Raw genomic sequence first — 23560 nt, 5'->3', positions numbered from 1 at the left:
GTGCGACGGCGGCGACGTGACGGACCACGTGAAAAATGAACAACTTTATTCGACCACCTGTTTTCTATCCGGCAACGGTTGTTTTCGTCGATGACAACGACAGCTACCTCGATGCCCTGCGCCGGTTCTTCCCGGACACGTTCACCAATCTGTTTTTCACGCGGCCGCAAGCCGCGCTCGCTTTCATCCGTCAGCATGCGCGAGAGAATTCGCTGGAGTTCGCGTCGGCGTCGGCGTGCCTGAGCGAGCCGGGCGTCGAGCGGTTCGTCGAGACTTCCTCCGAGCGCGATGTCGTCGCGCGGCCTTCCCGTTTCGAGGAAGTGGCGGCGGTCGTCGTGGACTACGACATGCCGGGCATGAACGGCGTCGAATTCCTCTCGTCGATCTCCCACCTGCGCTGCGCGAAAGTGCTGCTGACCGGCGTCGCGAACGAGACCGTCGCGGTCAAGGCGTTCAACGCCGGCATCGTGGACCTGTATCTGCGCAAAACGGATGCGGATTCGGCCAACCGGCTAGCCTATTTCCTGAAGGATGCGAGAAACCGGCATTGCTCGGAATCGGGCTGGCTCGCGTTGGGCGAGAACGGCATGACGTATTGCGACCCGCGCACGCGCAAGGTGATCGACGAGGTGGTGGCTGCCGAAGGCATCGTCGAGTATTACTGGCGTCCGGAGCAGAACGCGATTCTGATGTTCGATCGCGCCGGCAACCCGAGCGTGTTCGTCGCGTGGGCGGAGAACGACTGGATCTCGCAGGGCGAGATCGTGGCCGACGAGGGCGGCCCGGCCGAACTGCTCGGGCAACTGGCGGTACGCGAGGTGATGCCGCTCTTCTGGCCGGACCTCGCCTACCGCGGGGGCATGGAATTCAGAAAGCTGACGCCGCGCGGCATCCCCGGCTGGGACGACGCGTTTTATGGCTGGACCCGCATCGATCCGGCCGAGGTGGGCCTGGATCTCGTGACGTTCTCGCAATGGCGGAATGAGCGCAATCGCTGAAGCCGGCCGACAGGTTGAGCGACATGTACGCCATTCCCACAGCTTTCGTGGCCGCGCTGTTCGTGGTGTTCGGGCTATACGTATTCGTCACTCAGGGGATCACGCGGCTGTCCGGGCCGTTTCTGCTGATGTGCGCGGCGACCTTTGCCTGGCAGGGCACATGGACGCTGCTGTTCCAGACCGACAACCCGCAGCTCGCGGGCGTGCTGGTCAGGCTGGGCTATCTGTTTATCCTCTTTCTGCCCACCACGTTTTATCACTTCGTCATCGAGGTGGCGGCGCGGCGGCGTGAGCAGCCGCTTCTGTTCGCCTCGTATGGCCTGTGTCTGGTGCTGGCCGCGCTGTTGCCCGGCCACGAAGTGATTGCCGGCTATCAGGCGCACTTCTTCGGTTTCTATCCGGTGGCGGGGCCGCTGCATCCGCTGCATGTCGTGCAGACGGTGGTGCTTGCCGGGCGCTGCGCGCAGATTCTGCTCGCCGCGCGCAAGCATGCTCGCGGCGAAGCACGCAGACGGCTCGATCTCTGCTTCGCGAACCTGTGCCTGTACTCGTTCGCGGCGGTCGATTACGCGGTCAACTACGGCTACGGGTTTTATCCGCCGGGCGTGCTGTTCATCGCGCTCAGCCTCGGGCTGCTCGCACTCATGATCGTTCGCTATCACCTGATCCACCCGCATGCGCTGGCGGCCACCATCGCGCACGAGTTCACGACGCCGCTCGCGACCATCGGCCTGCACGCCGACGAAATCGCCAGCGTCTGGAAGCAGATGTCCACTGGCCAGCGAATGCCAGCCACGCACGGCCAGTATGAAGACCATGCGCAGCCGGGGCAGTTCGAGCGCATCGGCCAGCTCGCCACTGCGATTCGGCGCGAGGTGTCGGGCACCAGCGCGATGGTCGACATGGTGCTCGCGTCGTTCACGCTCGACCGCCTGGATCGCAGCCGCTTCAGCGCGCATTCCGTGCAGCAATGTGTGGCGTCGGCGCTGGAGCGTTACCCGTTTCGCGGCGACGAACGTGCGCGCGTCAGCGTCATGCCGATCGATCCGGCGCTGATGTTTTCAGGCTCGGATACGGTGGCGGTCTTCGTCCTGTTCAACCTGCTGAGGAACGCGTTGCACGCGATTCGCGCCAAAGGCGCGGGCCGTATCATGATCAGTGCCGCCCAGGATCAGAACTTCTGCGTATTGCAGTTCCGCGACACGGGACCGGGCATCGCCCCCGACGTGCTGCCGTATATCTTCGACGCCTTCTTCTCGACGAAGCGCCACGGCAGCGGCGCGGGCATGGGGCTCGCGTTCTGCCGTCGCGCGGTCGTCATGCTGGGCGGGAGTATCAAATGCAGCTCGACGCAAGGTGCGCATACCACCTTCACGATACGGCTGCCGGTTCCGGGCACGCCGGCCGATCGCGCGCTACGCGCGCCGCCGGCGCGTTTTGGGCGCTGGCATTGACACGAGATGCCGAGCGCGTTGCGCCTTTGATGGTACGCGCGCAGTGGGGTGGCGCAAAAAACGCGCGACTGCCGATAGATTGCCGATAGATAGCGGTGCCCCTTTCGACCAGCGCGGCAATTCCGGTTCAAACATGTCCACCCCCATTGCGCCGCGTGCCGGCGGATAAGCCGATCACGCGTCCCGCGAACCTTGGCGGCGGCAACAGCGCGTGAGCGTCGGCCAATTCCCGCAGGCGGGCTTCGACATCGGAATCGAACGCTGCGGCGCGGGGCCCGCCGGTATCGACGTGCAGCAACATCTGCTCACCCGCGGCCACAGGCGCTTCGCGATGGCCGCTCCACATTTCGAGGTACAGGTGCAGACGCTTCGCATCATGCGCGAGCACGCGCATGTCGACGCGAACCGGCGCGCCTTCCTTGATTTCATGCAGATAGCTGACGTGCGCTTCGAGCGTGTAGATCGAGCGCCGTCGCGCTTTGCGCTCCGCGTCGGGCAAACCGATCAGGTCGATCAGCGAATCGGTCGCGAAGCTGAAAATCAGCATGTAGAACGCGTCGCGCAGGTGCCCGTTGTAATCGACCCATTCGGGCCGCACGACGTCCCGGTAGCAGGGCAGAGCAGCGTGATGCGGCATGGGAATGGATCTCCGTCATTCGAATGCATTGGCTTTGGAACTGCGCGCGCTCGCGACGCCTGGGTGCGGGCGGCGGCGCATCGCTGCGCGTGGTCGGCGTCGTCAGTTTAGTTCACGGCGATTCGGGGGCGGCCGGGGATGGCGTCACGCGGCACTCACGCATGCAATCAGACTCAGAACGTACTGCAGCGAAAGCACAACCCTCGCATAAGTGCCAATTTGTGTCGCCTGACGCAACAGTGAATTTTTGATTTAGGGGTTTACCCTAGGTCACCTGGCTCCTAGACTCTCCTCACTCGCTGCCGAACTCAACAGGTCCTCCAGCGCCGCAAAAACAATCTCTGGGGTAGGAATCATGAAATCACTGATCGAAGCTGTAGTCATCGCCGCTCTCATTACCGCGCCGCTCGCCGCGTTTGCTCAATCCAACCAGCCGGTCACTCGCGCTCAAGTGCGCGCCGAGCTGGTTCAACTGGAAAAGGCGGGCTATGACCCGGCCAGCGCGGATGCCGACGACTATCCGGCGAACATTCAGGCGGCCGAAGCGCGCGTCGCAGCTCAGAACGCCACCGCCCAAACCAGCGGCTATGGTTCGGCAACCCACGGTTCGTCGCAAGCCGGCAGCCGCGCCGATGCGCAGTCGAGCTCGTATTCGGCTCCGGTCGTCAGCTACGGTCATTGATCGGCCACGGCGCGAGCGTAGGTCTCGCGCCGGGCCAAATCTGTCTCGAACATGAATGGCCTGCTTCACCGGAGGATCGGTGAAGCAGGCCATTCTGCATTCCGGCCCGCTCGTGCTTACGCGTTGCGCGCGCCGATCGGTCACACCGTGAACAACGGGCGCAACTGCTGTATGTTGTCCACGGTCTCCAGCCTGTTGATCTGTTCGATGAGCTGCTCCGTCTTGCGCTCACCGAGAACCGGCGCCATCAGATCGCGCGCCTTCGCGCTGACGGCTTCGGTGCTCAACGGGTTCTCCTTGGTGCCAGGCGGGAATCGGGTGAAGTGATCGACCTTCCGTCCATCGGTCAGCGTGACTTCGACGATCGCGCCACGCGGCGCGGCGGGGTCCATTAACGCGGCGTCCGGCGTCACGGTGACCTTCGCACGCTGCGCGAGAATACGCGGATCGTGCATCAGCGCGACGTCGTGACTGTCGGTAAACGAGACCGCCCCTTTGACGAGCGCGAGCGCCACGAGATGCTGGCAATTGACATCGGGCATCGCGCTGTCGCCGACGATGCCTTCGGCATCGGTGGGAATCTTCACGAGGATGCTGCGCACGTTGTCCGGCGTCAGGCCGTATTGCTTGCGCAAGGTCAGGAGTGCGTCGAGCGGGGACTGGATCGGATAGCCGACCGAGTACGTCTTGATGGCCGTCTCGGTGACGTAGAAGCGGCTGCCGAGTCCGTCGAGCATCGCTTCCGGCTTCGGACTGGTCGATAGTGCTATGAAGAGATTGTTGGTGCCGTCGAGTACATCGTAGACGCCGGTGAAACCCGACTGCGCCATGTCGACCGCCGTCACGCCGTTGCGCGCGCCCATGCCCGCGAAGTCGAACGCTTTCTCGATGTGGTCTTTGTCCTTCACCCAACTCCACAAGCCGGAGACCTGCTGCGCGGAATAGGAAATCGCGTAGCGCGTTTGCAGTTCATCCAGTTTCGCGAGCGATGCCGCGGCGCCGAGCGCGCCGAAGGTCGACGCGGTGCCCTCGGCGCTGCGATGCGAGCCGCGCACCTGGTCGGGTCCGAGCGCCATCAGCAGCCGGCAGGCGAGATCGTAGCCGAGCGTCACCGAGCGGATCAGCGCTTCGCCGCTGCAGCCTGCGCGCTCGCCCAGCGCCAGCGCCGCCGGCACGACCGAACTGCCGGGATGCGCCTTGGTGACGGGCTCGAAGTCGTCCGTCTCGTCGGAGTGCGCGCACATCGCATTGGCGAGCGCGGCGTTGATCGCTGTGGTGCGGAACGCTGCGCCGATCACCGAGGCTTGCGGCTCGCCACCGAGTCCATGCACGTAGTTCACCGCCATCGAGCCCGGCTTCATGCGCGAGCCGGACACCATCGCGCCGAACGTGTCGAGAATGCGGTGTTTGCAGGCGAGCACGACCGCGTCGGGGAGTGCATTGGTTTGCGCCGCCACCATGTAACGCGCGAGCCGTCCGGTCACGTCGGCATTGCCGGCGGCGAACAGGCGGGCAGGAGACAGCGTCAACGCGGCGATTGCGCCGGCCGATTGAAGCACGCGGCGGCGCGTCGGCGAGTGGCACTCGGACATGTCAATTCCTTATGGTCGTAGAGGGTCGATTGCATGGGGGAAACGGGTGAACGGGTCGCCGATCGGGCGAACTCCGAGACACCGTGATGGGGCGCGGCCGGATTGAGCAGCATCGCGCCGGTGAAGATCGCGTGCCGCCTGGAATGAGTATGACGGCTCCGGATTGAGTGTCGACATTTTGCGGATTATGACGCGATGCTTCTTAAAAACTCAAGGGCGGGCTAGAGGAAGTGTGCACACATTGAGCGTGCTGAGCTGGCAGTTTGCGACGTGTGCAGGCCCGGCGGTTTGCTAGAATCCGCTGCTGTGCCCGCCCTCCGGCACGCTTTCACGAAAGGACTCGCGATGGATGAAGATGTCGACAAGAGCGCGCTTGCGGACGACGGCGAAGCGTCGCCGGTCGCGGAGATCGTCGACTGGGTGGCGCGCGGCATCATCGAGGGGCGGCTCGCGGCGGGCGACGATCTGAATTCGGTCGATCTCGCCAGACGTTTCGGTGTGAGCCGCACGCCGGCGCGTGAAGCGTTGTTCGTTCTGAGCCGCGAAGGGCTGGTCGACTGGTCGCCGCGGCGGCGGCCTCGCGTGTCCGCGGTCAATCTGAAGGACGTGCGGGAGATTTATCAGCTGCGCGCAATCCTGTACGGCGAGGTCTCGCTCGCGATCGCCGAGCGCGCGACCGACGAAGACATCGCCTCGCTATGGCGCGCGCATCAACGCCTTGCCGAGGTCGCCGCGCAAGGCGACGTCGACGGTTATTTCTGGGCCAACGTCGCTTTCCGCGACGAAGAGTTGCGCGTGTGCCGCAACGGCATTTTCAAGGAAGTGCTCGACTCGATGCGGATGCGAACCAACCGCTTGCGGCATCTCAGTACGACGCTGCCCGGCCGTCTGCAACGCTCGTGCGCGGATCATCAACGGCTGTGCGAGGCGTACGCCGAGCGCGATGGCGCGCTCGCGGCGGCGTTGAATCGTTCGATCGTGCTCAGTGCGTTGCAGGCGATCGAGCTGGCGTGGCCGGCTCAAGTCGTCGTCGATCCGGCTTCGTCTTCTTCTTCGTCTTCGTCATCAAAAAACAAGATTAATCCGATCAGATAAATTCATTTTTCAAGATGGATGGGCGTGCGTAACCTGACGTGGTTACTTAGGCGGCGGTAGCTGGCTCCAGGCGGCTTCAAGAGGTTCAGGCCATCTTCGCCAACGTCCCGATCACCCATTTCTGAAATCGGTCCGTGCCACCCACGGCCGTGGTTCTGCATCATGAGCGACCCAATGAATTTGCCGGCGAACCGGCTCGACGCGCTGCCGATCCAGCGCAGTCATATCAGCTACGCTGAGCGCAATACGTCGTACTGGCAGCGCAATCTCGCTGTCTGCGTGTTCGGGTCGTTCACGACCCTGGTGAGCCTGAGCATGTTGCTGCCTTTTCTGCCGCTGTACGTCGAGCAACTCGGCGTCAGGTCGCCGGCGGCGGTGGTCCAGTGGTCGGGCGTCGCGTTCGGTGCGACCTTCTTCGGCACCGCTATCACCGCGCCGCTTTGGGGGCGCCTCGCCAACCGCTATGGACGTAAGCCGATGCTCGTGAGAGCGGCGGTCGGCATGGCGGTGGTGATGTCGTTGATCGGCGTGGCGCACAGCGTGATCGATCTCGTCGTGTTGCGTCTCGTCGCCGGGCTGATCGGCGGCTATGCGTCGGCGTCCATCGTCATGATCGGCACGCAGGCGCCGCGCGAACGCGCGGGTTGGGCGCTCGGCGTGCTGTCCACCGGCGCATTGGCGGGCAATCTGATCGGCCCGCTCGTGGGCGGCTTCCTGCCGGGATGGGTCGGGATTCGCGGCACGTTTTTCGTCGGCGGCGCGATGATTGCCGTGGCCGCGGTCGCGACCATGCTGCTCGTGCGCGAAGACTTCGACCATGCCGTCGATGCGAAGCGCCGGCTCGCCGCGCATGCATCCCCTCGTGTGAGCGCGAATCGCGTCGTGATCCCCGCATTGCTCGTCACGGCGATGATGGTGCTGCTCGCCAACATGTCGATCGAACCGATCATTACGGTGTACATCGGCCAATTGGGTGTGCCGCACGAGCATCTTGCCCGCATGGCGGGCATCGTGATGGCGGCGTCCGCTTTCGGCAGCATGCTGACCGCGTCGCGGCTGGGCGCGCTCGCGGATCGGGTGGGTGGCTGGAATGTGATCGTCGGCTGCCTTGTCGCCACCGCGCTGGTCATGCTGCCGCAGGCTTTCGTGACGCACTGGTGGCAACTGGCGCTGCTGCGCGGCGTGATGGGGATGACGATCGCCGGTTTGCTGCCGTCGATCGCGAAGCTGGTGCGTCAGTCGGTCGACGAAAGTCAGTCCGGAACGACGCTGGGCTATTTGCAGTCGGCGCAGTTCAGCGGGCAGGTGGTGGGGCCGCTGATCGGTGGGCAGATCGGCGCGCACATCGGGTTGCAGCCGGTGTTCTTCGTGACCGCATTGCTGCTGGCGATTTGCGCGGGGCTCAATCATTGGGTGCGGTCTCGCCATGCGCATGCGGGCTGAGAAGAACGGGCCTGCTTTTTCTTGTCGCCGTGCCCTGGATTCACGCCGGGCATTTGCGACGCCGCGCTCTCAACATTCAAGTCCGGCCTCGGCAACACCACACGGGCTTCACGTTTCGTGCCGAACCGATAACCGTGCATGGCCGCTTCTTCGACATCTGCGAAATGGCGCCGACGTCGTACCTGATGGCCGTCGCGGCGGGCGCGCCGCTCACCGCGCTGGCGTTACCGATGACGCGCCGTTTCCGCCACGCGGGCACGCAGCGGCTGCGTTCGTAGACGATTCGCAATCCGAAGGATCTGGAACGTCCGCGCGCCGGCGTGCGCACCTACTCGGTCACAGCCGCGGTGTGGACGCACGGCATTTTCGCCGACGAATACGGCGTCGAATTCGACAAGGTGCGCTGGCAGAGTCAGGAAGGCGTGCACGTCGCCGAATACACGGACCCGGATTTCGTCACGCGGATCGAACTGCATGGCTCGTCGGCGTATCGTACGTGTACGCGGCCGGCGATGATTCGGGCGGCCGTACACCGCACTACAACCGGGTGACGCTCGCCACCGACTAGCTGCTCTCGAAGCGCACCGATCTGTTCCTCACGGGCATTTACCAGCGTGCGAGCGGCCCTGGCGCGTGTGCGCAGATTTACACCACGACGGCGTCGAGCAGCCATTCGCCAACGCTGGTGCAGGCGGGTATCCGGCATCGTTTCTGAGCACGGAGCATGACGCTTTGCTCGCTGGAGCATACGGGCACTGCCGGGCAGTGGTGTGCCGCCATGCTCCAGCGATTCTCCTGCGGCCCTCTCCGGATATCGTCTACAACCCGCTGGTTTTCAGCAACACCGGGTCGTTGCGATACAACTCGGGAAACATCCGCTTCAATCCACTGACCTTCGGCAGATCGTTAATGGCGATATACGGGTAGTCGGGATGCAGTACGAGGAAGTTCTGGTGATAGTTCTCCGCCGGGTAAAAGCCCTTGTAGTCCTCGACCCGCGTGACGATCGGCCCGGAAAACACGTGCGCCTTGTCGAGCTGCGCGATATACGAGGTCGCGACGCTGCGCTGTTGCGCATTGGCGGGGAAAATCGCCGAACGGTATTGCGTGCCGTGGTCTGGGCCCTGGTAGTTCAACTCGGTGGGATCGTGCGCGACCGAGAAGAAAATCTGCAACAGACGTCCATAGCTGATCTGCGCCGGGTCATACGTGATCTGTACCGACTCCGCGTGTCCGGTGTCGCCGTCGCTGACGGTTTCATAGTGCGCGGTGCCGGCCGCGCCGCCCGCATAGCCGGCTGCGACCTGCTTCACACCCCGCACGTGCTCGAATACGCCTTGCACGCCCCAGAAGCAGCCGCCCGCGAACACCGCGGTTTCGCTATGCGTTGAGCCGGCCTGTTCGTCCTGCACGGGAGGGGGAATCTTCGTCGGCGCTTCGGCGGAGTTGGCGATGCGCTGCGCGGCCAGCACGCTCGCCGCAATCGCGACACAACCCGCGACCCGGGCGAAGGTCGAGCGTTTGCGCAACGAAGCCTTGATGGCAGATGTCGTGTTCATGATGCCGGTTCCTCGAAAAGTCATTAACGATCGTTGATTGATGACGCGCGGCCGGAATCAGCCGAACGTGAATGCGTATGCCTGCACGCCCGGATCGAGAAACTCGATCGAGAACGTGTGGTCCGCGACATCGCCCGGCTGGCGCACGAGCTGGTAAAGGCGTTGTTCGGTGACCGTGCCGCTGCCGTCGGCGGCACTGTCGGCGCCGTGGGCCGCACCCGGCGCCGCGCCGTCGACGCTCACGCGAAAGCGCACCGGCTTGCCGTCCGCGCCCGGGCCGAGCACCAGATGCAGATCGCGCGCATGAAAGCGATAGACGATGCGCCCGTGCGCCGCCGCGAGATCCGCCTGCTCGGCGCCGACCTTCCACGCGCCGGCCAGTCCCCATTCGTTGACGGTGGGCTGTGACGGCGCCGTGTACGTGCGCACCTTGTCCTGTGCCGCGCCGCCGGGCGACGCGAAATTCTCCGCCCGCTGATAGCCGATGTAGGTTTCCGGCGACTGCAGATCGGCGTTATCCGCCGCTGCCTGCACGCCTTGCGCGCTGGTACCCGCGATGCCGAGCGCGACCTTCTCCGCGCTCGCATGCCCCGCTTCGGCGAGCAGTTGCTGGATCACCTTTTCCGACTCCGCGTAGTCGCCTTCGCCGAAATGGTGGTAGCGGATCTGCCCTTGCGCATCGACGAAATAGTGCGCCGGCCAGTACTGGTTGTTGAAGGCGCGCCAGATCGCGTAGTTGTTGTCGATGGCTACAGGGTAGTCCACGCCGAGGTCGTGCGCGGCCTTCTTCACGTTGTCGATGTTGCGTTCGAACGCGAATTCCGGCGCGTGCACGCCGATCACGACGAGCCCCTGATCCTTGTACTTCTGCGCCCACGCTTTGACGTACGGCAGCGAACGCAAGCAGTTGATGCACGAGTAGGTCCAGAAATCGACCAGCACGACCTTGCCGCGCAGGGCCTGAGTGGTCAGCGGCGGCGAATTCAGCCACTGAACCGCGCCGTCCAGCGGCGGCAGCGCGCCTTCGACGGGCAACGGCGCCGCGTCGCCCGACGCGGCATGCGTCGCGCGCATCATCGAAGCGGAGGTGTCCACGGCGGTGGCGCTCGTGTCGGCATCGGCAGTAGTCGGGGTGGCGCTGCGCATCATCGCGCCGCCGGCGTCAGCGTTGGTGTCAGCGCCAGCGTCCGCGACGACCGGCTTTGCCCGCATCGCGCCGGGCGAGAGCCGGTCCACGAGTTTCTGTTCGAGACCGCCGGTGGCGACCGTCGATACCCTTGCCAGCACGCCGGTGTCGAGTCCGAGCGAGATCGCCACGACGCCCAGCAGCATCGCCGCGCCGATCCCACGGCGAATCCATTCGCCCGCGCCGAGCGAACGCTTCATCGCCGTGAACACCCGGCCGCCGATCAGCAGCGCCACCGCGAGCGAGGTCGCGGCGCCCGCGGCATAGGCCGCGAGCAACAGCGTCGTGCCGACGCTCGCGCCACGCAGCGCCGCGCCGGTCAGCACCAGCCCGAGGATCGGCCCGGCGCACGGCGCCCACAGCAAGCCGGTCGCGATGCCGAGCAGAAACGACGAACCTGCGCGGACCTGCTGGCCGTCGGCCTGTGCGAAATTCGACAGACGGTTGCCCGCGCTCACGAACGGGCGCATCAGATGATCGGCGAAACGCGGCAGCAGCAGCGTCAGGCCGAACACGGCGAGCAACGCGATGGCGAGCCAGCGGCCATACTGGTTGGCTTGCGTGACCCAGCCCCCGCCGACCGCGGCGAGCGTCGCGACGAGCGCGAACGTGAGCGCCATGCCGGCGAGCAAGGGCAGGCCGCTGCGCACGAAGGGCTGATCGGCGCGCGCGAAAACGAACGGCAGGACCGGCAGAATGCACGGACTGAGGATCGTCAGAGCGCCGCCGAGGTAGGCGAGAACGATGAGTAGCATGGCGATTCCGGACTTGATGGTGGTCGTTCAGTGGGGCCGTGCCAGCTCAGGTGGCAGCCGGTGTAAAGGTCAGCGCGACGCCGTTCATGCAGTAGCGCAGGCCGGTCGGCTGCGGGCCGTCGTCGAAGACGTGGCCGAGATGGCCGCCGCAGCGCCGGCAATGCACCTCCGTGCGCGACACGCCGAACGAGCGGTCCTCGCGGGTCGCCACCGCGTGATCGAGCGGCGCCCAGAAACTCGGCCAGCCGGTATGGCTGTCGAACTTCGTGCGCGACGCGAACAGGTCGAGCCGGCAGCCCGCGCAAGCGAACACGCCGGGACGATGCTCGTCGTTCAGCGGGCTGCTGTACGGCCGCTCGGTGCCTTCGTGGCGGAGTACGGCATACTGGGCCGGCGTCAGCGACTCGCGCCATTGCGCGTCCGTGCGGATGATTTCGAAGCTTTCACCCGGCGCGGCGCTGTCCGCCGGCGCGGCGGCGAGCGGCCGCCAGCGGCTCGCGGCGGCCAGCGCGGCGAGCGCCGCCGCACCTGAAAAGAAGAAGCGCCTTCTGCTTTGCATGATGAGCCCTCGATGGGTAATCCGCGCGAGGTTGCGCGCGTGTCCTGAAAGTGGCCTCATCGTAGGGCGGCGCCGGTGTCGAAGTCCTCACGAAAAGTTAAATTAAATGTGATAACTCGCCGCCCGAAAATTTTGCACAATGACGGCACGGCCCGCGCCGGCTGAAGCGGTTTTCCGCCTGCGCGCCGAATCCTGCTCCCGCGTGTTCTCCGCGTGTTCCTATATGCTCCCGCAAGCACCCGAACCTTTCCATGAACCAACCAAAGCGCATCCTGATCGTCGAAGACGACGTCGACATCGCCAACGTCCTGAGCCTTCATCTGCGCGATGAACGTTATGAAGTGGTGCACAGCGCCGACGGCAACGAAGGGCTGCGCCTGCTGGAGCAAGGCGGCTGGGACGCGCTGATCCTCGATCTGATGCTGCCCGGCGTCGATGGTCTGGAAATCTGCCGGCGCGCGCGCGCAATGACGCGTTACACGCCGATCATCATCACCAGCGCGCGCTCGAGCGAAGTGCACCGCGTTCTCGGCCTCGAACTCGGCGCCGACGACTACCTCGCCAAGCCGTTCTCCGTGCTCGAACTGGTGGCGCGCGTGAAGGCGCTGCTGCGGCGCGTCGAAGCGCTCGCGAAGGATTCGCGCGTCGACGCGGGCACCCTGCAGATCGCCGGCCTGACGATCGATCCGCTCCCGCGCGAGGCCGCGGTCGACGGCAAGCCGATCGAACTGACGCCGCGTGAATTCGACCTGCTGTATTTCTTCGCGCAGCATCCCGGCAAGGTGTTCTCGCGGATGGATCTGCTCAACGCCGTGTGGGGTTATCAGCACGAGGGTTACGAGCACACGGTGAACACCCATATCAACCGCTTGCGCGCGAAGATCGAGGCCGATCCGGCCCAGCCCGAGCGCATCCTCACCGTCTGGGGACGCGGCTACAAGCTGGCCGTGACTGGCGGCGACGCGCCGGCGCAGGCCGCCACGCACAAGGACGCGCCGTGAACCTGACGCTGACCCAGCGGCTCTCGCTCGTTTTCTCCGTGCTGTTGCTCGCGTGTTGCGGGGCGTCGGCGTGGCTGCAGATCCGTTCGAGCGATCTGCACGAAAAGGAAGTGGTGCAGAGCCTGTCGAAAAACCTCGCCGACCATATCGCGCACCGCACCACGCTGATGGACGCGAGCGGTCTGCGGCCCGACGCGGTGCGCCAGTTGTTCGGCCAGTTGATGATGGTCAATCCGAGCGTCGAGGTTTATCTGCTCGACAACCAGGGGCGCATCGAAGGCGACGACGCGCCCGCGGGGCACGTCAAGCGCGAGCAGGTGGACCTGACGCCGATCCGGCGCTTCATCGCGGGCGATGCGTTGCCGATCGTCGGCGACGACCCGCGCAGCGTCGACGGCAAGAAGGTGTTCAGCGCCGCGCCGCTGCAAACGAACGGGCAGCCGCCGTCCGGCTACATCTACGTGGTCCTGCTCGGTGAAGAGCACGACGCGCTCGCCGCGCGAGTCGCGGCCAGTTCGGTGCTGCGCACCACGTTGTGGTCGATGGCGCTGGTCGCGGCGCTGGGGTTGCTCGCGGGCTTGACCGCGTTCGGCTTGATCACGCGGCCGCTGCGCCGTCTCACGGAGGCGATGCGCCGCTTCGACGCGGACGGCGCGCCGGACGTGCAGCCGAGCGTGCCGCGCTCGGCGCCGGCCGGACAGCGCGATGAAATCGCCGTGCTCGAAACGACTTTCGCGCAGATGGCGCGGCGCATCGGCGACCAGTGGCGCGCGTTGACGCGGCAGGACCAGCAGCGGCGCGAACTGATCGCGAATATCTCGCACGATTTGCGCACGCCGTTGACGTCGCTGCACGGCTATCTGGAGACGCTGTCGCTGAAGGCCGACTCGCTCGGCGAACCAGAGCGCTCCCGTTATCTGGCGATCGCGCTCGCGCAGAGCGTCAAGGTGGGGCGGCTCGCACAGACGCTATTCGAACTGGCGCGGCTCGAACACGGCAACGTGCAGCTGGTGCTCGAACCGTTCTCGCTGGTCGATCTGGTGCAGGACGTATTCCAGAAATTCGAGTTGCCCGCCGAGGCGCGGCATATCCGCTTGCGGGCAGGCATTCCGCCGCGCCTGCCGAACGTGTGCGCCGATCTGGGGATGATCGAGCGTGTGCTGACGAACCTGCTCGACAATGCGATTCGCCACACGCCCGCCGAAGGCGCGATCGACGTCGATCTGGCTTACAAGGACGGCAAGGTGGAGGTGAGCGTCAGCGATACCGGACCGGGCATTCCGGCGGCGCAGCGCGAGGGTTTGTTCGAGCGTCCGCTCAGCGCGAGCGGCGCGCATCGTGGCGGCGGGCTCGGCTTGCTGATCGTGCAGCGCATGCTGCAACTGCATCACAGTCAGATACGTTTGCTCGATCGGGATGGACCGGGTACGACGTTCCGCTTCGAACTGCCGACGGCGGATCAACCGAGCGCCACCGGCGCCCGGTTCTAACCCGTTCAGATGCCGCCGACGCACAGGTACTTGGTGACCACGTAGTCGTCGATACCGTAGTGCGAGCCCTCGCGGCCGAGGCCCGATTGCTTGACGCCGCCGAACGGCGCGACTTCGTTCGAGATGAGTCCGGTATTGATGCCCACCATGCCGTATTCGAGCGCCTCGGCGACGCGCCACACGCGGCCGATATCGCGGCTGTAGAAATACGATGCGAGGCCGAACTCGGTGTCGTTGGCGAGGCGGATTACTTCGTCGTCCGATGAAAAGCGGAACAGCGGCGCGAGCGGCCCGAAGGTCTCGTCGCGCGCCACCTTCATGGCCGGCGTGACATCGGCGAGTACGGTCGGCTCGAAGAAGCCGTGACCGAGCGCATGACGCCGGCCGCCGGTGACGACACGCGCGCCTTGCGCGAGCGCGTCTTCGATATGCGACTCGACCTTGCGCACCGCCGCTTCGTTGATCAGCGGACCTTGCGTGACGCCGTCTTCGGTGCCACCGCCGACCTTCAATTGCTCGACGGCGACGCGCAGTTTTTCGGCGAACGCGTCGTAGACCTTGTCGTGCACATAGAAGCGATTCGTGCACACGCAGGTCTGGCCGCTGTTGCGATACTTCGATGCGATCGCGCCGGCCACCGCGGCATCCAGATCGGCGTCGTCGAACACGATGAACGGCGCGTTGCCGCCCAGTTCGAGCGACACCTTCTTGACCGTCGGCGCGCACTGCGCCATCAGCAGACGGCCGACCGGCGTCGAGCCGGTGAACGACAGTTTGCGCACGACCGGGTTGCCGGTCAGTTCCGCGCCGATCGCTTTCGGCTCGCCGGTCACGACGTTGAACACGCCGCGCGGCACGCCCGCGCGCTCGGCCAGCACGGCGAGCGCGAGCGCGGAGAGCGGCGTGGCCTCGGCCGGTTTGACGATGATCGGACAGCCTGCCGCCAGTGCCGGTCCGACCTTGCGGGTGATCATCGCGGCGGGGAAGTTCCACGGCGTGATCGCCGCGCAGACGCCGACCGGTTCCTTCGTCACCACGATGCGTTTGTCGCTCGCGGGCGTGGGAATGGTGTCGCCGTTCACGCGCTTGCCTTGTTCCGCGAACCATTCGAGAAACGATGCGGCGTAGTGGATTTCGCCTTTGGCTTCGGCGAGCGGCTTGCCTTGCTCGGTGGTCAGGATCAGCGCGAGATCGTCGGCGTTCTCCAGCATCAGGTCGTGCCATTTGCGCAGGATCGCGGCGCGCTGTTTGGCGGTGAGGGCGCGCCATGCAGGCCACGCGGCGTTGGCGGCGTCGATCGCGCGGCGGGTTTCCGCCGTGCTCATCTGCGGCACCTTCGCGATGGTTTCGCCCGTTGCCGGGTTGTCGACGTCGAACGTCGCGCCGTTGTCGGCGCTTTGCCATTCACCCGCGATGTACGCGCGCGTTTGCAGCAGAGTCGGGTCTTTCAGGGGCAAAGTGGTCATCTGTCGTTTGCTTTCGTGGTGAGCGTGTCGAGTCAGGTTGTCATGCGGAGACTGGAAAAGGCCTTGAAGCAGGCCTTGAAGCCGCCGTTAAACCGCCACCGCCACGCTTTCCTTCAACACGCCTTCGAGAATCGCCATCGCTTCGTCGAACACGGTGTCCTGAATCGTCAGCGGGAACAGGAAGCGCACCACGTTCGAGTAGACGCCGCACACCAGCAGCAGCAACCCGCGTTCGAGCGCGCGCGCCTGCACGCGCTTCGTGAAGTCCGCGTCCGGCTCCGTGCCGCCCGGCTTGCAGAACTCGACCGCCACCATCGCGCCCGGCCCGCGCACGTCGGCGATCTGCGGCACGTCGCGTTGCAGCGCGTTCAGCTTCGCCTTGACGCGTTCGCCGAGCACCGTGGCGCGCTCGCACAGCCGCTCTTCGTCGATGATGTCGAGCACCGCGTGCGCCGCCGCCAGCGCGAGCGGATTGCCCGCATAGGTGCCGCCGAGACCGCCCGGCGCGGCCGCGTCCATCACGTCGGCGCGGCCGACCACGCCCGACAGCGGCATGCCGCCCGCGAGGCTCTTGGCCATCGTCATCAGGTCGGGCACCACGTCGTAGTGATGCATCGCGAACAGCTTGCCGGTACGGGCGAAACCGGTCTGCACTTCATCGGCGATCAGCAGGATGCCGTGCTCGTTGCACAGCTTGCGCAACGCGCGCACGAACTCGACCGGCGCGGGATAGAAACCGCCTTCGCCCTGCACCGGTTCGAAGATGATCGCGGCCACGCGCTTCGGATCGATGTCGGCCTTGAACAGGAATTCGATGGCCTTCAGCGAGTCGGCGGTGCTCACACCGTGCAGCGGATTCGGGAACGGCGCATGGAACACGTCCGACGGGAACGGCCCGAAGCCGCTCTTGTACGGCGCGACCTTGCCGGTCAAGGCCATGCCCATCAGCGTGCGACCGTGGAACGCGCCGGTGAACGCGATGACGCCCGGCCGGCCGGTGGCGGCGCGGGCGATCTTGATCGCGTTTTCGACGGCTTCGGCGCCGGTCGTGAAGAAGGCGGTCTTCTTCGGATAGTCGCCCGGCGCGCGCTGATTGATCTTCTCGGCCAGTTCGACATACGACGCGTACGGCACGATCTGATACGCGGTGTGCGTGAAATGATCGAGCTGGTCGCGAATCGCCGCGACGATCTTCGGATGACGGTGGCCGGTGTTGCACACCGCGATGCCCGCGGCGAAGTCGATGAAGCGGCGCCCCTCGATGTCCCACAGCTCCGCGTTCTCGGCGCGCTCGGCATAGAAATCGCACATCACGCCGACACCGCGCGGCGTGGCGGCGTCCTTGCGGCTCTTCAGTTCGGCATTCTTCATGGTCATCTCCTTCGCTCCCGGTTTTTCGCGGACGCCTCGCCCACGGCGCGGCACATGCAGCGACTATAATGAGATTTGGCCCTTAACTTCAGAGCCATTTCAATAAAAATGTAGGAGCCAATCATGCGCACGAGCGTGCTGTCGGACTGGCTGGCGCAGCGTCTGGACCGGGGCAACGGTCAGCCGATCTATCGCCAGTTGCACCGGCTGTTGCAGCAGGCGATCCTGTCGCGCGAATTGCCGGCGGGCAGCAAGGTGCCGTCGTCGCGGCTGCTCGCGCAGGAATTGGGCATCGGGCGCAATACCGTCACGCAGGTGTACGAGCAACTGGTGCTCGAAGGCTATGTCAGTTCGGCGACCGGGCGCGGCACGTTTGTCGCCGATAGTGCGCCGGACGAGATCGTCGGCGCGCCCGATGCCGACCCGGCGCAGGCGCGCGGTGCGGCTTCGACACCAGCCGGCGCAGCGTCGCCATTGCCGCAGCCCGCGACGCGCGCGCTGTCCACGCGCGGCGCGCGGCTGATCGCGGGCGCGGGCGTGTCGAAGCGTCAGTGGGGCGCGTTCATGCCGGGTGTGCCGGACGTCACGAAGTTTCCGGCACGCGTGTGGAGCCGTCTGCACAACAAGTACTGGCGCAGGCTGCGCCCGGACCTGCTCACTTACGCGCCGGGCGGCGGGCTGCCCGCGCTGCGTCACGCGCTGGCCGACTATCTGCGCACCTCACGCTCGGTGCGTTGCACGCCCGAGCAGATCATCATCACGACCGGGATTCATCAATCGGTCGATCTTGCCGTGCGCCTGCTGTCCGATCCGGGTGACGTGATCTGGACCGAAGACCCGTGTTACTGGGGCGTGCGCAGCGTGCTGCATGTGTCCGGCCTGCAGTCGCGGCCGATTGCCGTCGACGTCGAAGGCATCGCACCTTGCGCCGACGATCTCGCGCAGCCGCCCAAGCTGATGCTCGTCACGCCGTCGCATCAGTATCCGCTCGGCATGGTGATGAGCCTCGCGCGGCGGCGCATGTTGCTCGAATATGCGCGGCAGCATCAATGCTGGATCATCGAGGACGACTACGACAGCGAGTTCCGTTATGGGAGCCGGCCGCTCGCGTCGCTGCAAGGGTTGGATACGTCGGGGCAGGTGATTTATGTGGGCAGCTTCGGCAAGACGCTGTTTCCGGGGTTGCGCATCGGCTATCTGGTCGTGCCGGAGGCGCTCGCGGAGAGCTTCGCCACGGCGAGCGCGGAGCTGTATCGGGAGGGCCAGTTGCTGCAACAGGCGATGCTCGCGGAGTTCATCGCCGAGGGGCATTTCACGTCGCATATTCGCAGGATGCGCACGCTGTATGGACAGCGCCGGCAGACATTGCTCGACGCCGCGTCGAGGCGTTATGGCGATGCGTTGCCGGCGGTGGGCGGTGATGCCGGTCTGCATCTGGTGATGCAGTTGCCCGAGGGCAGCGATGATCGCCGCGTGGCGGCCGCCGCGCTGGCGCGCAATATCATCGTACGGCCGTTGTCGGGGTATTACGCGCAGCCGTCGCTGGCGCCATCGGGGTTGCTGATCGGCTATGCGTGTGTGCCGGATGAAGAGATCGCGCCGGCCTTCGACACGCTCGCCGAGGCGATCGACGCGACACTGCCGCAGTTTGCGTGAGGGTGGGGCGCCACGCATCGCCGACACCCGTCATATCCGTATCAACACAGCGCCGAGCGTCACCAGTGCGCACGCCACGATGCGCCGCGCGGTCAGCTTCTCGCGCATGAACAGCCAGCCGATCAGCACCGCGAAGATCGAACTCAACTCGCGCAGCGCCGAGACCATCGCGATCGGCAGATAGCGGTAAGCCTCGATGATCAGGCAATACGCCGCCAGCGCGAGCACGCCCGCCGTGATGCCCTTGAGCACGACCGTCCGGCCGATGAAGAGCCCCTTGGCGCCGCCGCGCCAATGCCAGGCGAGCAGAAACTGCGGGATGTTCCAGATCAGATAGACCCACATGATGTAGCTCAGGCCGTTGCCCGCTACGCGCGCGCCGATGCCGTCGACCACCGAATACGTGGAGATGAAGAGTCCGGTCAGCAGCGCGAACGGCACGCTCTCGCCGGAAAAGCGCATGCCGCGGCGAAACGCCAGCGAGACGATGCCGAGCGATACCAGCGCCACCCCGATCGCCGCCAGCGGCTTGAGCGCCTCGTTGGCGAACACCAGCGCGCCGACGAACACGAGCATCGGCGACAGGCCGCGCGCAATCGGATAGATCTGGCCGAAGTCGCCGCTTCGGTACGCCCGGATCAGCGCGAGCAGATAGCCGCACTCCAGCAAGGCCGACGCGAAGATAAACGGCCATGCCGCCGGCGCGGGCATCGGCAGCACGATCACGCCGATCGCGCTGATGACCACATACGGTATCGCCATCATGCCGAGCACCCAGATGCGGTCTTCGGAGAGATGCAGAAACGCGTTCCAGGTGGCGTGAAGCAGCGCGGAGAACAGCACCAGCAGGACGACAAAGGGTTCCATCGACTACCAGGGAAGGAGGAGGAAAGACCGGGAGCCCGGCCGCAAGCCCGTGATTATTCCAGCAGAACGCCGGAATGCAGGAGTGGACGACTAAAGCGAAGGGGCTTTATGTGGAGAAACGCGGCGATTTATGGCGTGAGATAAGGTGAGGCTGCGGGTGTCGGGCCTTGGGTGTCGCGGTGCGGCGGCGGTTGCGGCGAGGTGGGCGGGGGCTTGGCGATGCTCGCGCCGCGCATTGTCCGCGCCGCTTCACCAGAGCGCCTCGGCCACCCGGGCCACTATTGCTCATTGCGGCTTGCGATTGCGAGTGGTCGAGACAAGCTCTCGCCACTCGCGCATCGTGGGCTCTGATCTTGAGAGCGGCCCAGCCTCAGACCGGGTTCAAGGCGGCCCGCCCATCCAGCACCGCCGCGACGTTGTCCAGCGCCGTAAAACCCATCTGGTCACGGGTCTCCATCGTGGCGCTGGCCATATGGGGCGTCAGGAATACGTTGTCGAGTTCTGCGAAGCGCTTGTCGACATTGGGCTCGTTCCGGTAGACGTCCAGACCCGCGCCGAACAGATGCCCCGACGTCAGCGCTTCATGGAGCGCATTTTCGTCCACCAGCCCGCCACGCGCCGCGTTGACGAATACCGCGCCCTTGGGCAGGCGTTGGAACTCTTTGCTCGTCATCAGCGGGACACCGCCGCCCGGCACGTGCAGCGTCAGCACCTGGCAGTGCGGCAGCATGTCGTCGAGGCTCGCGTAAAACGCCGCGCCATTTTCCAGCGACGCCGGCGCGCGGCTGATGTCCGTGTAGATCACGCGCATGCCGAAACCCTGCGCACGCTTCGCAACCGCCCGGCCGATGCGCCCGAATCCGACGATGCCGAGCGTCTTGCCATTCACCCGCGTACCGAGCATCTCGGTCATGCCGAACGATTTGCCCCAGCCGTTACGCATGATTCGCTCGTATTCCGACGCGCGGCGGCAGGCCGCCAGCACGAGCAGCATGGAGAAATCGGCGGTGCATTCGGTCAACGCGTCGGGGGCGTTGGTGACGACGATGCCTCTTTCGCGGGCGGCGGCCACATCCATGTGATCGAAGCCTGCGCTCGCGTTCGCGATGATCTTGACCGTCGAGGGCAGCGCGGCAATGTGTTCCGCCTGCAAACCGGATTTTTTACCGATCAGTACGGCCGGCACCTCGTGCTTCTTGCAAAAGTCGACGACAGACCACGAGTCCATATCGGACTCGGTCACGAAGGCATGGAATTCGGTCTCGGCGCGATTCGCCACGGCTGTGGGGACCTTACGCGCAATCAACAGCCTGGTGCGGTGATTTTCCGGCATGGTTTTTCCTTGGATGAACAGACGTCGAGAGACTACGAAACCGCGGACGAGGCCGTCAATGTTGATTCGATGAATCAACTTATCGAACGTGATTCGTCTCCTGTTCGCCGCGACGTACCCTGCGGCTCGCTGCCGGCAACGTGCGCATCAGGAAAACCCTAATGCGGTCCCCATCGGTAGGGCGCTCAGATGTTGATTCAATGAATCAAGATTGCTCGCCCCTGACGTGGATGCAACTCTCTTTCCATGTTCAATTGAATTGTCGGGAGGAAGTGAAATGCCTGCATCGAAGAAGTTCGCCGCTGTGACGGGCGCCGGCTCCGGTATCGGCCGCGCTGCCGCCGTGGCGCTCGCGCATGCCGGATTCGCTGTCGCGCTGATTGGGCGCAGAGCCGAGCCGCTGCTGGAAACGAAGGAAACAATCGGTATGGCCGGTGGAGAAGCACAAGTATTTCAGGCCGACGTTGCCGATGCGGCATCGGTCGAGCACGCGTTTTCGCAAATCGCCCAGGCATTCGGCCGGCTCGACGTGCTCTTCAACAACGCGGGCCGTAACGCGGGGGCCGTGCCGCTCGAAGACTACGAAGTCGATTTCTGGAACGATGTCGTGGCCACCAATCTGACCGGCGTCTTCTTGTGCGCTCAGGCCGCCTATCGCTTGATGAAAGCGCAATCGCCTCAAGGCGGACGCATCATCAACAATGGATCGATCTCCGCTCATTCGCCCAGGCCGCATACGATCGCCTATTCAGCCACAAAACATGCGGTCACCGGCATCACTAAATCGATCGCGCTGGACGGACGTGCATTCAACATCGCCTGCGGCCAGATCGATATCGGCAACGCGGCCACCTCACTCACGGAACGCATGAATCGCGGCGTACTGCAGGCGGACGGCCGCATGGCGCCTGAAGCGAGAATGGATGTGACGCACGTTGCGAATGCGGTCGTTCATATGGCCAGTCTTCCTCTCGAAGCGAATGTGCTCAACATGACCATCATGGCGAGCGCGATGCCGTTCGTCGGCCGCGGATAAGTTGACCTTGCGCCAAGTATAAAAAACAGCAGGCTCGTATTATGGAGACACCGATGAAAGTCGTAGAGGAACAAACATTGTCGGCGCGAAACCCGGCGTACGCGGATTCCACGAAACGCACGAGGGTCCGCTACGTCGTGCTCTCGATGTTGCTCGTCGCAACCATCCTCAATTATGTGGACCGCTCGGCGCTGGGCATCGTTGCGCCCAGCCTGTCGAAGAGCCTCTCGCTCAACAAGATGCAGATGGGCGAGCTGTTCGCGGCATTCGGCGTCGCCTATTCGATCGCGCTCGTGCCCGGCGGCGTGCTGACCGACATTCTCGGTTCGCGCCTCGCCTATGCGTTGTCTCTCGTCGGCTGGTCGTTCGCCACGCTGACGCAAGGCCTCGCGACCGGTTATCACATGCTGCTCGGCTCGCGGCTCGCCACCGGCGCAATGGAAGCACCCGCGTTTCCTTCGAACGCACGCGCCGTGACGTTGTGGTTTCCCGCCCGGGAACGCGGCTTCGCCACCAGCGTTTACGTGATGGGGCAATACATCGGAACGCCCTTGTTTACCGGCCTGTTGTTGTGGATATCCGCCGCGTACGGTTGGCGTACGGTGTTTTTCGTCACGGGCGGCTTCGGCATTCTGTTCAGTCTGATCTGGTATTGGATCTATCGCGATCCGCATCGCCACGCGGGCGTGAATGCCGCCGAGATGCAATACATCAATGAAGACTCCACGGCGGCGCGCAAGCCGCGCGAGAAGTTCAACTGGCGCATGGCGCTCAAGCTGCTCAGCTATCGGCAGATTCTCGCCATCTGCCTCGGGAAGTTCTGCAATAACACCCTGCTGGTCTTCTTCACCACGTGGTTCATGACGTATCTGATCGAAGCGCGTCACATGTCGATGATCAAGGTCGGGATTTTCCAGGCACTGCCTTTTATCGGTGCGACAATCGGCATTCTCGCTGCGGGCTCCCTGTCGGACTTTTTCATCCGGCGCGGGGTGTCGATTTCCACCGCGCGCAAAGCGCCGCTCATCATCGGCACGTTGCTCGGCGCGTCGATCGTGCTCGTGAATTTCGTGGAGTCGAACGAGGTGGTGATCGCCATCCTGACCGTTGCGTTCTTCGCGCAGGGCGTCGGGTCCATGTCGTGGGCCGCGGTCTCTGAAATCGCACCTCGACAGTACGTGGGACTGACCAGCAGTATCACCAGCCTCGCAGCCAATATCGCGGGCGTCACCACGCCGCTCATGATCGGCTACATCACCCAGCACACCGGCCACTTCTATTGGGCCCTCAACCTGATGGGCGCGATATGCCTGCTCGGCACGCTCTCGTACTCCGTGCTGCTGGGGAAGCTTTCCCGCATCGAACTGTGATGCTTTTGAC

The 23560-nt window shown here is 64.8% G+C and carries 22 protein-coding genes; 13 read left to right on the top strand and 9 right to left on the bottom strand.

All coding sequences use genetic code 11. The features are described 5' to 3' along the window. Positions 1–35 precede the first annotated feature (35 nt). Both ACZ9H4_RS01005 and ACZ9H4_RS01000 read left to right on the top strand, forming a co-directional pair. The gene (locus ACZ9H4_RS01005; RefSeq protein ID WP_408139040.1) at positions 36–998 is read left to right on the top strand and encodes a response regulator; all 963 of its coding nucleotides are present in this window, start codon (positions 36–38) and stop codon (positions 996–998) included. Between the two features lie 23 nt (positions 999–1021). Then, on the top strand, positions 1022–2452 hold the full coding sequence (locus ACZ9H4_RS01000) for a sensor histidine kinase (RefSeq protein WP_476118044.1): 1431 nt from the start codon (positions 1022–1024) through the stop codon (positions 2450–2452). Between the two features lie 127 nt (positions 2453–2579). On the opposite strand, the gene ACZ9H4_RS00995 is transcribed toward ACZ9H4_RS01000, so the two are convergent. Further along, positions 2580–3089, bottom strand: a complete 510-nt coding sequence (locus ACZ9H4_RS00995) for a thioesterase family protein (RefSeq protein ID WP_476118043.1) — start codon at positions 3087–3089, stop codon at positions 2580–2582. Between the two features lie 355 nt (positions 3090–3444). On the opposite strand from ACZ9H4_RS00995, the gene ACZ9H4_RS00990 reads away from it, so the two are divergent. Continuing rightward, the gene (locus ACZ9H4_RS00990; protein ID WP_408151992.1) at positions 3445–3771 is read left to right on the top strand and encodes a DUF4148 domain-containing protein; all 327 of its coding nucleotides are present in this window, start codon (positions 3445–3447) and stop codon (positions 3769–3771) included. A gap of 140 nt (positions 3772–3911) precedes the next feature. Here the strand turns inward: ACZ9H4_RS00990 and ACZ9H4_RS00985 are convergent, their stop codons facing one another. Further along, positions 3912–5363, bottom strand: coding sequence for an MmgE/PrpD family protein (locus tag ACZ9H4_RS00985; RefSeq protein WP_476118042.1), 1452 nt, complete (start codon positions 5361–5363; stop codon positions 3912–3914). A gap of 345 nt (positions 5364–5708) precedes the next feature. Here ACZ9H4_RS00985 and ACZ9H4_RS00980 point away from each other — a divergent pair, with 345 nt between their 5' ends. The 4 genes from ACZ9H4_RS00980 (at position 5709) to ACZ9H4_RS00965 (ending at position 8452) form a co-directional block, all read left to right on the top strand. Next, positions 5709–6458, top strand: a complete 750-nt coding sequence (locus tag ACZ9H4_RS00980; protein WP_408139033.1) for a GntR family transcriptional regulator — start codon at positions 5709–5711, stop codon at positions 6456–6458. A 174-nt stretch (positions 6459–6632) separates the two neighbouring features. Then, positions 6633–7901, top strand: coding sequence for an MFS transporter (locus tag ACZ9H4_RS00975; RefSeq protein WP_408139548.1), 1269 nt, complete (start codon positions 6633–6635; stop codon positions 7899–7901). A gap of 134 nt (positions 7902–8035) precedes the next feature. After that, entirely contained in the window at positions 8036–8179 is a 144-nt protein-coding gene (locus tag ACZ9H4_RS00970; RefSeq protein WP_476118041.1) for a hypothetical protein, read from the top strand. 42 nt (positions 8180–8221) lie between these two features. Continuing rightward, positions 8222–8452, top strand: a complete 231-nt coding sequence (locus tag ACZ9H4_RS00965) for a hypothetical protein (protein ID WP_476118040.1) — start codon at positions 8222–8224, stop codon at positions 8450–8452. Positions 8453–8719: 267 nt separating this feature from the next. On the opposite strand, the gene msrA is transcribed toward ACZ9H4_RS00965, so the two are convergent. The 3 genes from msrA to msrB are packed head-to-tail and all read right to left on the bottom strand — an operon-like array spanning position 8720 to position 11960. Further along, positions 8720–9460, bottom strand: coding sequence for a peptide-methionine (S)-S-oxide reductase MsrA (gene msrA, locus ACZ9H4_RS00960; protein ID WP_408151996.1), 741 nt, complete (start codon positions 9458–9460; stop codon positions 8720–8722). A 57-nt stretch (positions 9461–9517) separates the two neighbouring features. After that, positions 9518–11401: a cytochrome c biogenesis protein DipZ gene (locus ACZ9H4_RS00955; RefSeq protein WP_408151997.1), complete on the bottom strand. Its 1884-nt coding sequence runs from the start codon at positions 11399–11401 to the stop codon at positions 9518–9520. A 46-nt stretch (positions 11402–11447) separates the two neighbouring features. Continuing rightward, positions 11448–11960: a peptide-methionine (R)-S-oxide reductase MsrB gene (gene msrB, locus ACZ9H4_RS00950; RefSeq protein WP_408151998.1), complete on the bottom strand. Its 513-nt coding sequence runs from the start codon at positions 11958–11960 to the stop codon at positions 11448–11450. 251 nt (positions 11961–12211) lie between these two features. On the opposite strand from msrB, the gene ACZ9H4_RS00945 reads away from it, so the two are divergent. Then, positions 12212–12961 (top strand): response regulator transcription factor, encoded by a 750-nt coding sequence (locus ACZ9H4_RS00945; protein ID WP_476118039.1) that lies wholly within the window; start codon positions 12212–12214, stop codon positions 12959–12961. After that, a complete protein-coding gene (locus ACZ9H4_RS00940; protein ID WP_408151999.1) occupies positions 12958–14451 on the top strand; it encodes a HAMP domain-containing sensor histidine kinase in 1494 nt (497 codons plus the stop codon). Before ACZ9H4_RS00945 ends, ACZ9H4_RS00940 begins: the two co-directional genes overlap by 4 nt. Before the next feature lie 5 nt (positions 14452–14456). On the opposite strand, the gene ACZ9H4_RS00935 is transcribed toward ACZ9H4_RS00940, so the two are convergent. Together ACZ9H4_RS00935 and ACZ9H4_RS00930 are read right to left on the bottom strand one after the other, a co-directional pair. After that, entirely contained in the window at positions 14457–15917 is a 1461-nt protein-coding gene (locus ACZ9H4_RS00935) for an NAD-dependent succinate-semialdehyde dehydrogenase (protein WP_476118038.1), read from the bottom strand. A gap of 87 nt (positions 15918–16004) precedes the next feature. Beyond that, complete coding sequence (locus ACZ9H4_RS00930; RefSeq protein WP_476118037.1) at positions 16005–17288, bottom strand: 4-aminobutyrate--2-oxoglutarate transaminase; 1284 nt, start codon at positions 17286–17288, stop codon at positions 16005–16007. A gap of 123 nt (positions 17289–17411) precedes the next feature. Between ACZ9H4_RS00930 and pdxR the strand changes: the two genes are divergently transcribed. Continuing rightward, positions 17412–18944 (top strand): MocR-like pyridoxine biosynthesis transcription factor PdxR, encoded by a 1533-nt coding sequence (pdxR, locus tag ACZ9H4_RS00925; protein ID WP_476118036.1) that lies wholly within the window; start codon positions 17412–17414, stop codon positions 18942–18944. Positions 18945–18974: 30 nt separating this feature from the next. On the opposite strand, the gene ACZ9H4_RS00920 is transcribed toward pdxR, so the two are convergent. Further along, positions 18975–19811, bottom strand: a complete 837-nt coding sequence (locus tag ACZ9H4_RS00920; protein WP_408139015.1) for an EamA family transporter — start codon at positions 19809–19811, stop codon at positions 18975–18977. 370 nt (positions 19812–20181) lie between these two features. Beyond that, positions 20182–21144, bottom strand: a complete 963-nt coding sequence (locus ACZ9H4_RS00915; protein ID WP_408139013.1) for a 2-hydroxyacid dehydrogenase — start codon at positions 21142–21144, stop codon at positions 20182–20184. Between ACZ9H4_RS00915 and ACZ9H4_RS00910 the strand changes: the two genes are divergently transcribed. The 3 genes from ACZ9H4_RS00910 (at position 21061) to ACZ9H4_RS00900 (ending at position 23550) form a co-directional block, all read left to right on the top strand. Beyond that, positions 21061–21306, top strand: coding sequence for a hypothetical protein (locus ACZ9H4_RS00910; RefSeq protein ID WP_408139580.1), 246 nt, complete (start codon positions 21061–21063; stop codon positions 21304–21306). The genes ACZ9H4_RS00915 and ACZ9H4_RS00910 overlap by 84 nt on opposite strands. A 115-nt stretch (positions 21307–21421) precedes the next feature. Beyond that, the gene (locus ACZ9H4_RS00905) at positions 21422–22180 is read left to right on the top strand and encodes an SDR family oxidoreductase (RefSeq protein ID WP_476118035.1); all 759 of its coding nucleotides are present in this window, start codon (positions 21422–21424) and stop codon (positions 22178–22180) included. Positions 22181–22233: 53 nt separating this feature from the next. Beyond that, complete coding sequence (locus ACZ9H4_RS00900) at positions 22234–23550, top strand: MFS transporter (RefSeq protein WP_476118034.1); 1317 nt, start codon at positions 22234–22236, stop codon at positions 23548–23550. Positions 23551–23560 lie beyond the last annotated feature (10 nt).

This window comes from Paraburkholderia sp. TE9906 (assembly GCF_056279605.1).
The sequence above is the reverse complement of the archived record's forward strand: the minus strand, read 5'-3'. Positions and strand labels throughout refer to the sequence as shown.

What these genes read in the sequence shown, in the direction of transcription:
- ACZ9H4_RS01005 (WP_408139040.1), top strand. Translation starts at nt 36, where the DNA reads ATGAACAACTTTATTCGACCACCTGTTTTCTATCCGGCAACGGTTGTT.
- ACZ9H4_RS01000 (WP_476118044.1), top strand. Translation starts at nt 1,022, where the DNA reads ATGTACGCCATTCCCACAGCTTTCGTGGCCGCGCTGTTCGTGGTGTTC.
- ACZ9H4_RS00995 (WP_476118043.1), bottom strand. Translation starts at nt 3,089, where the DNA reads ATGCCGCATCACGCTGCTCTGCCCTGCTACCGGGACGTCGTGCGGCCC.
- ACZ9H4_RS00990 (WP_408151992.1), top strand. Translation starts at nt 3,445, where the DNA reads ATGAAATCACTGATCGAAGCTGTAGTCATCGCCGCTCTCATTACCGCG.
- ACZ9H4_RS00985 (WP_476118042.1), bottom strand. Translation starts at nt 5,363, where the DNA reads ATGTCCGAGTGCCACTCGCCGACGCGCCGCCGCGTGCTTCAATCGGCC.
- ACZ9H4_RS00980 (WP_408139033.1), top strand. Translation starts at nt 5,709, where the DNA reads ATGGATGAAGATGTCGACAAGAGCGCGCTTGCGGACGACGGCGAAGCG.
- ACZ9H4_RS00975 (WP_408139548.1), top strand. Translation starts at nt 6,633, where the DNA reads ATGAATTTGCCGGCGAACCGGCTCGACGCGCTGCCGATCCAGCGCAGT.
- msrA (WP_408151996.1), bottom strand. Translation starts at nt 9,460, where the DNA reads ATGAACACGACATCTGCCATCAAGGCTTCGTTGCGCAAACGCTCGACC.
- ACZ9H4_RS00955 (WP_408151997.1), bottom strand. Translation starts at nt 11,401, where the DNA reads ATGCTACTCATCGTTCTCGCCTACCTCGGCGGCGCTCTGACGATCCTC.
- msrB (WP_408151998.1), bottom strand. Translation starts at nt 11,960, where the DNA reads ATGCAAAGCAGAAGGCGCTTCTTCTTTTCAGGTGCGGCGGCGCTCGCC.
- ACZ9H4_RS00945 (WP_476118039.1), top strand. Translation starts at nt 12,212, where the DNA reads ATGAACCAACCAAAGCGCATCCTGATCGTCGAAGACGACGTCGACATC.
- ACZ9H4_RS00935 (WP_476118038.1), bottom strand. Translation starts at nt 15,917, where the DNA reads ATGACCACTTTGCCCCTGAAAGACCCGACTCTGCTGCAAACGCGCGCG.
- ACZ9H4_RS00930 (WP_476118037.1), bottom strand. Translation starts at nt 17,288, where the DNA reads ATGAAGAATGCCGAACTGAAGAGCCGCAAGGACGCCGCCACGCCGCGC.
- pdxR (WP_476118036.1), top strand. Translation starts at nt 17,412, where the DNA reads ATGCGCACGAGCGTGCTGTCGGACTGGCTGGCGCAGCGTCTGGACCGG.
- ACZ9H4_RS00920 (WP_408139015.1), bottom strand. Translation starts at nt 19,811, where the DNA reads ATGGAACCCTTTGTCGTCCTGCTGGTGCTGTTCTCCGCGCTGCTTCAC.
- ACZ9H4_RS00910 (WP_408139580.1), top strand. Translation starts at nt 21,061, where the DNA reads ATGGAATTCGGTCTCGGCGCGATTCGCCACGGCTGTGGGGACCTTACG.
- ACZ9H4_RS00915 (WP_408139013.1), bottom strand. Translation starts at nt 21,144, where the DNA reads ATGCCGGAAAATCACCGCACCAGGCTGTTGATTGCGCGTAAGGTCCCC.
- ACZ9H4_RS00905 (WP_476118035.1), top strand. Translation starts at nt 21,422, where the DNA reads ATGCCTGCATCGAAGAAGTTCGCCGCTGTGACGGGCGCCGGCTCCGGT.
- ACZ9H4_RS00900 (WP_476118034.1), top strand. Translation starts at nt 22,234, where the DNA reads ATGAAAGTCGTAGAGGAACAAACATTGTCGGCGCGAAACCCGGCGTAC.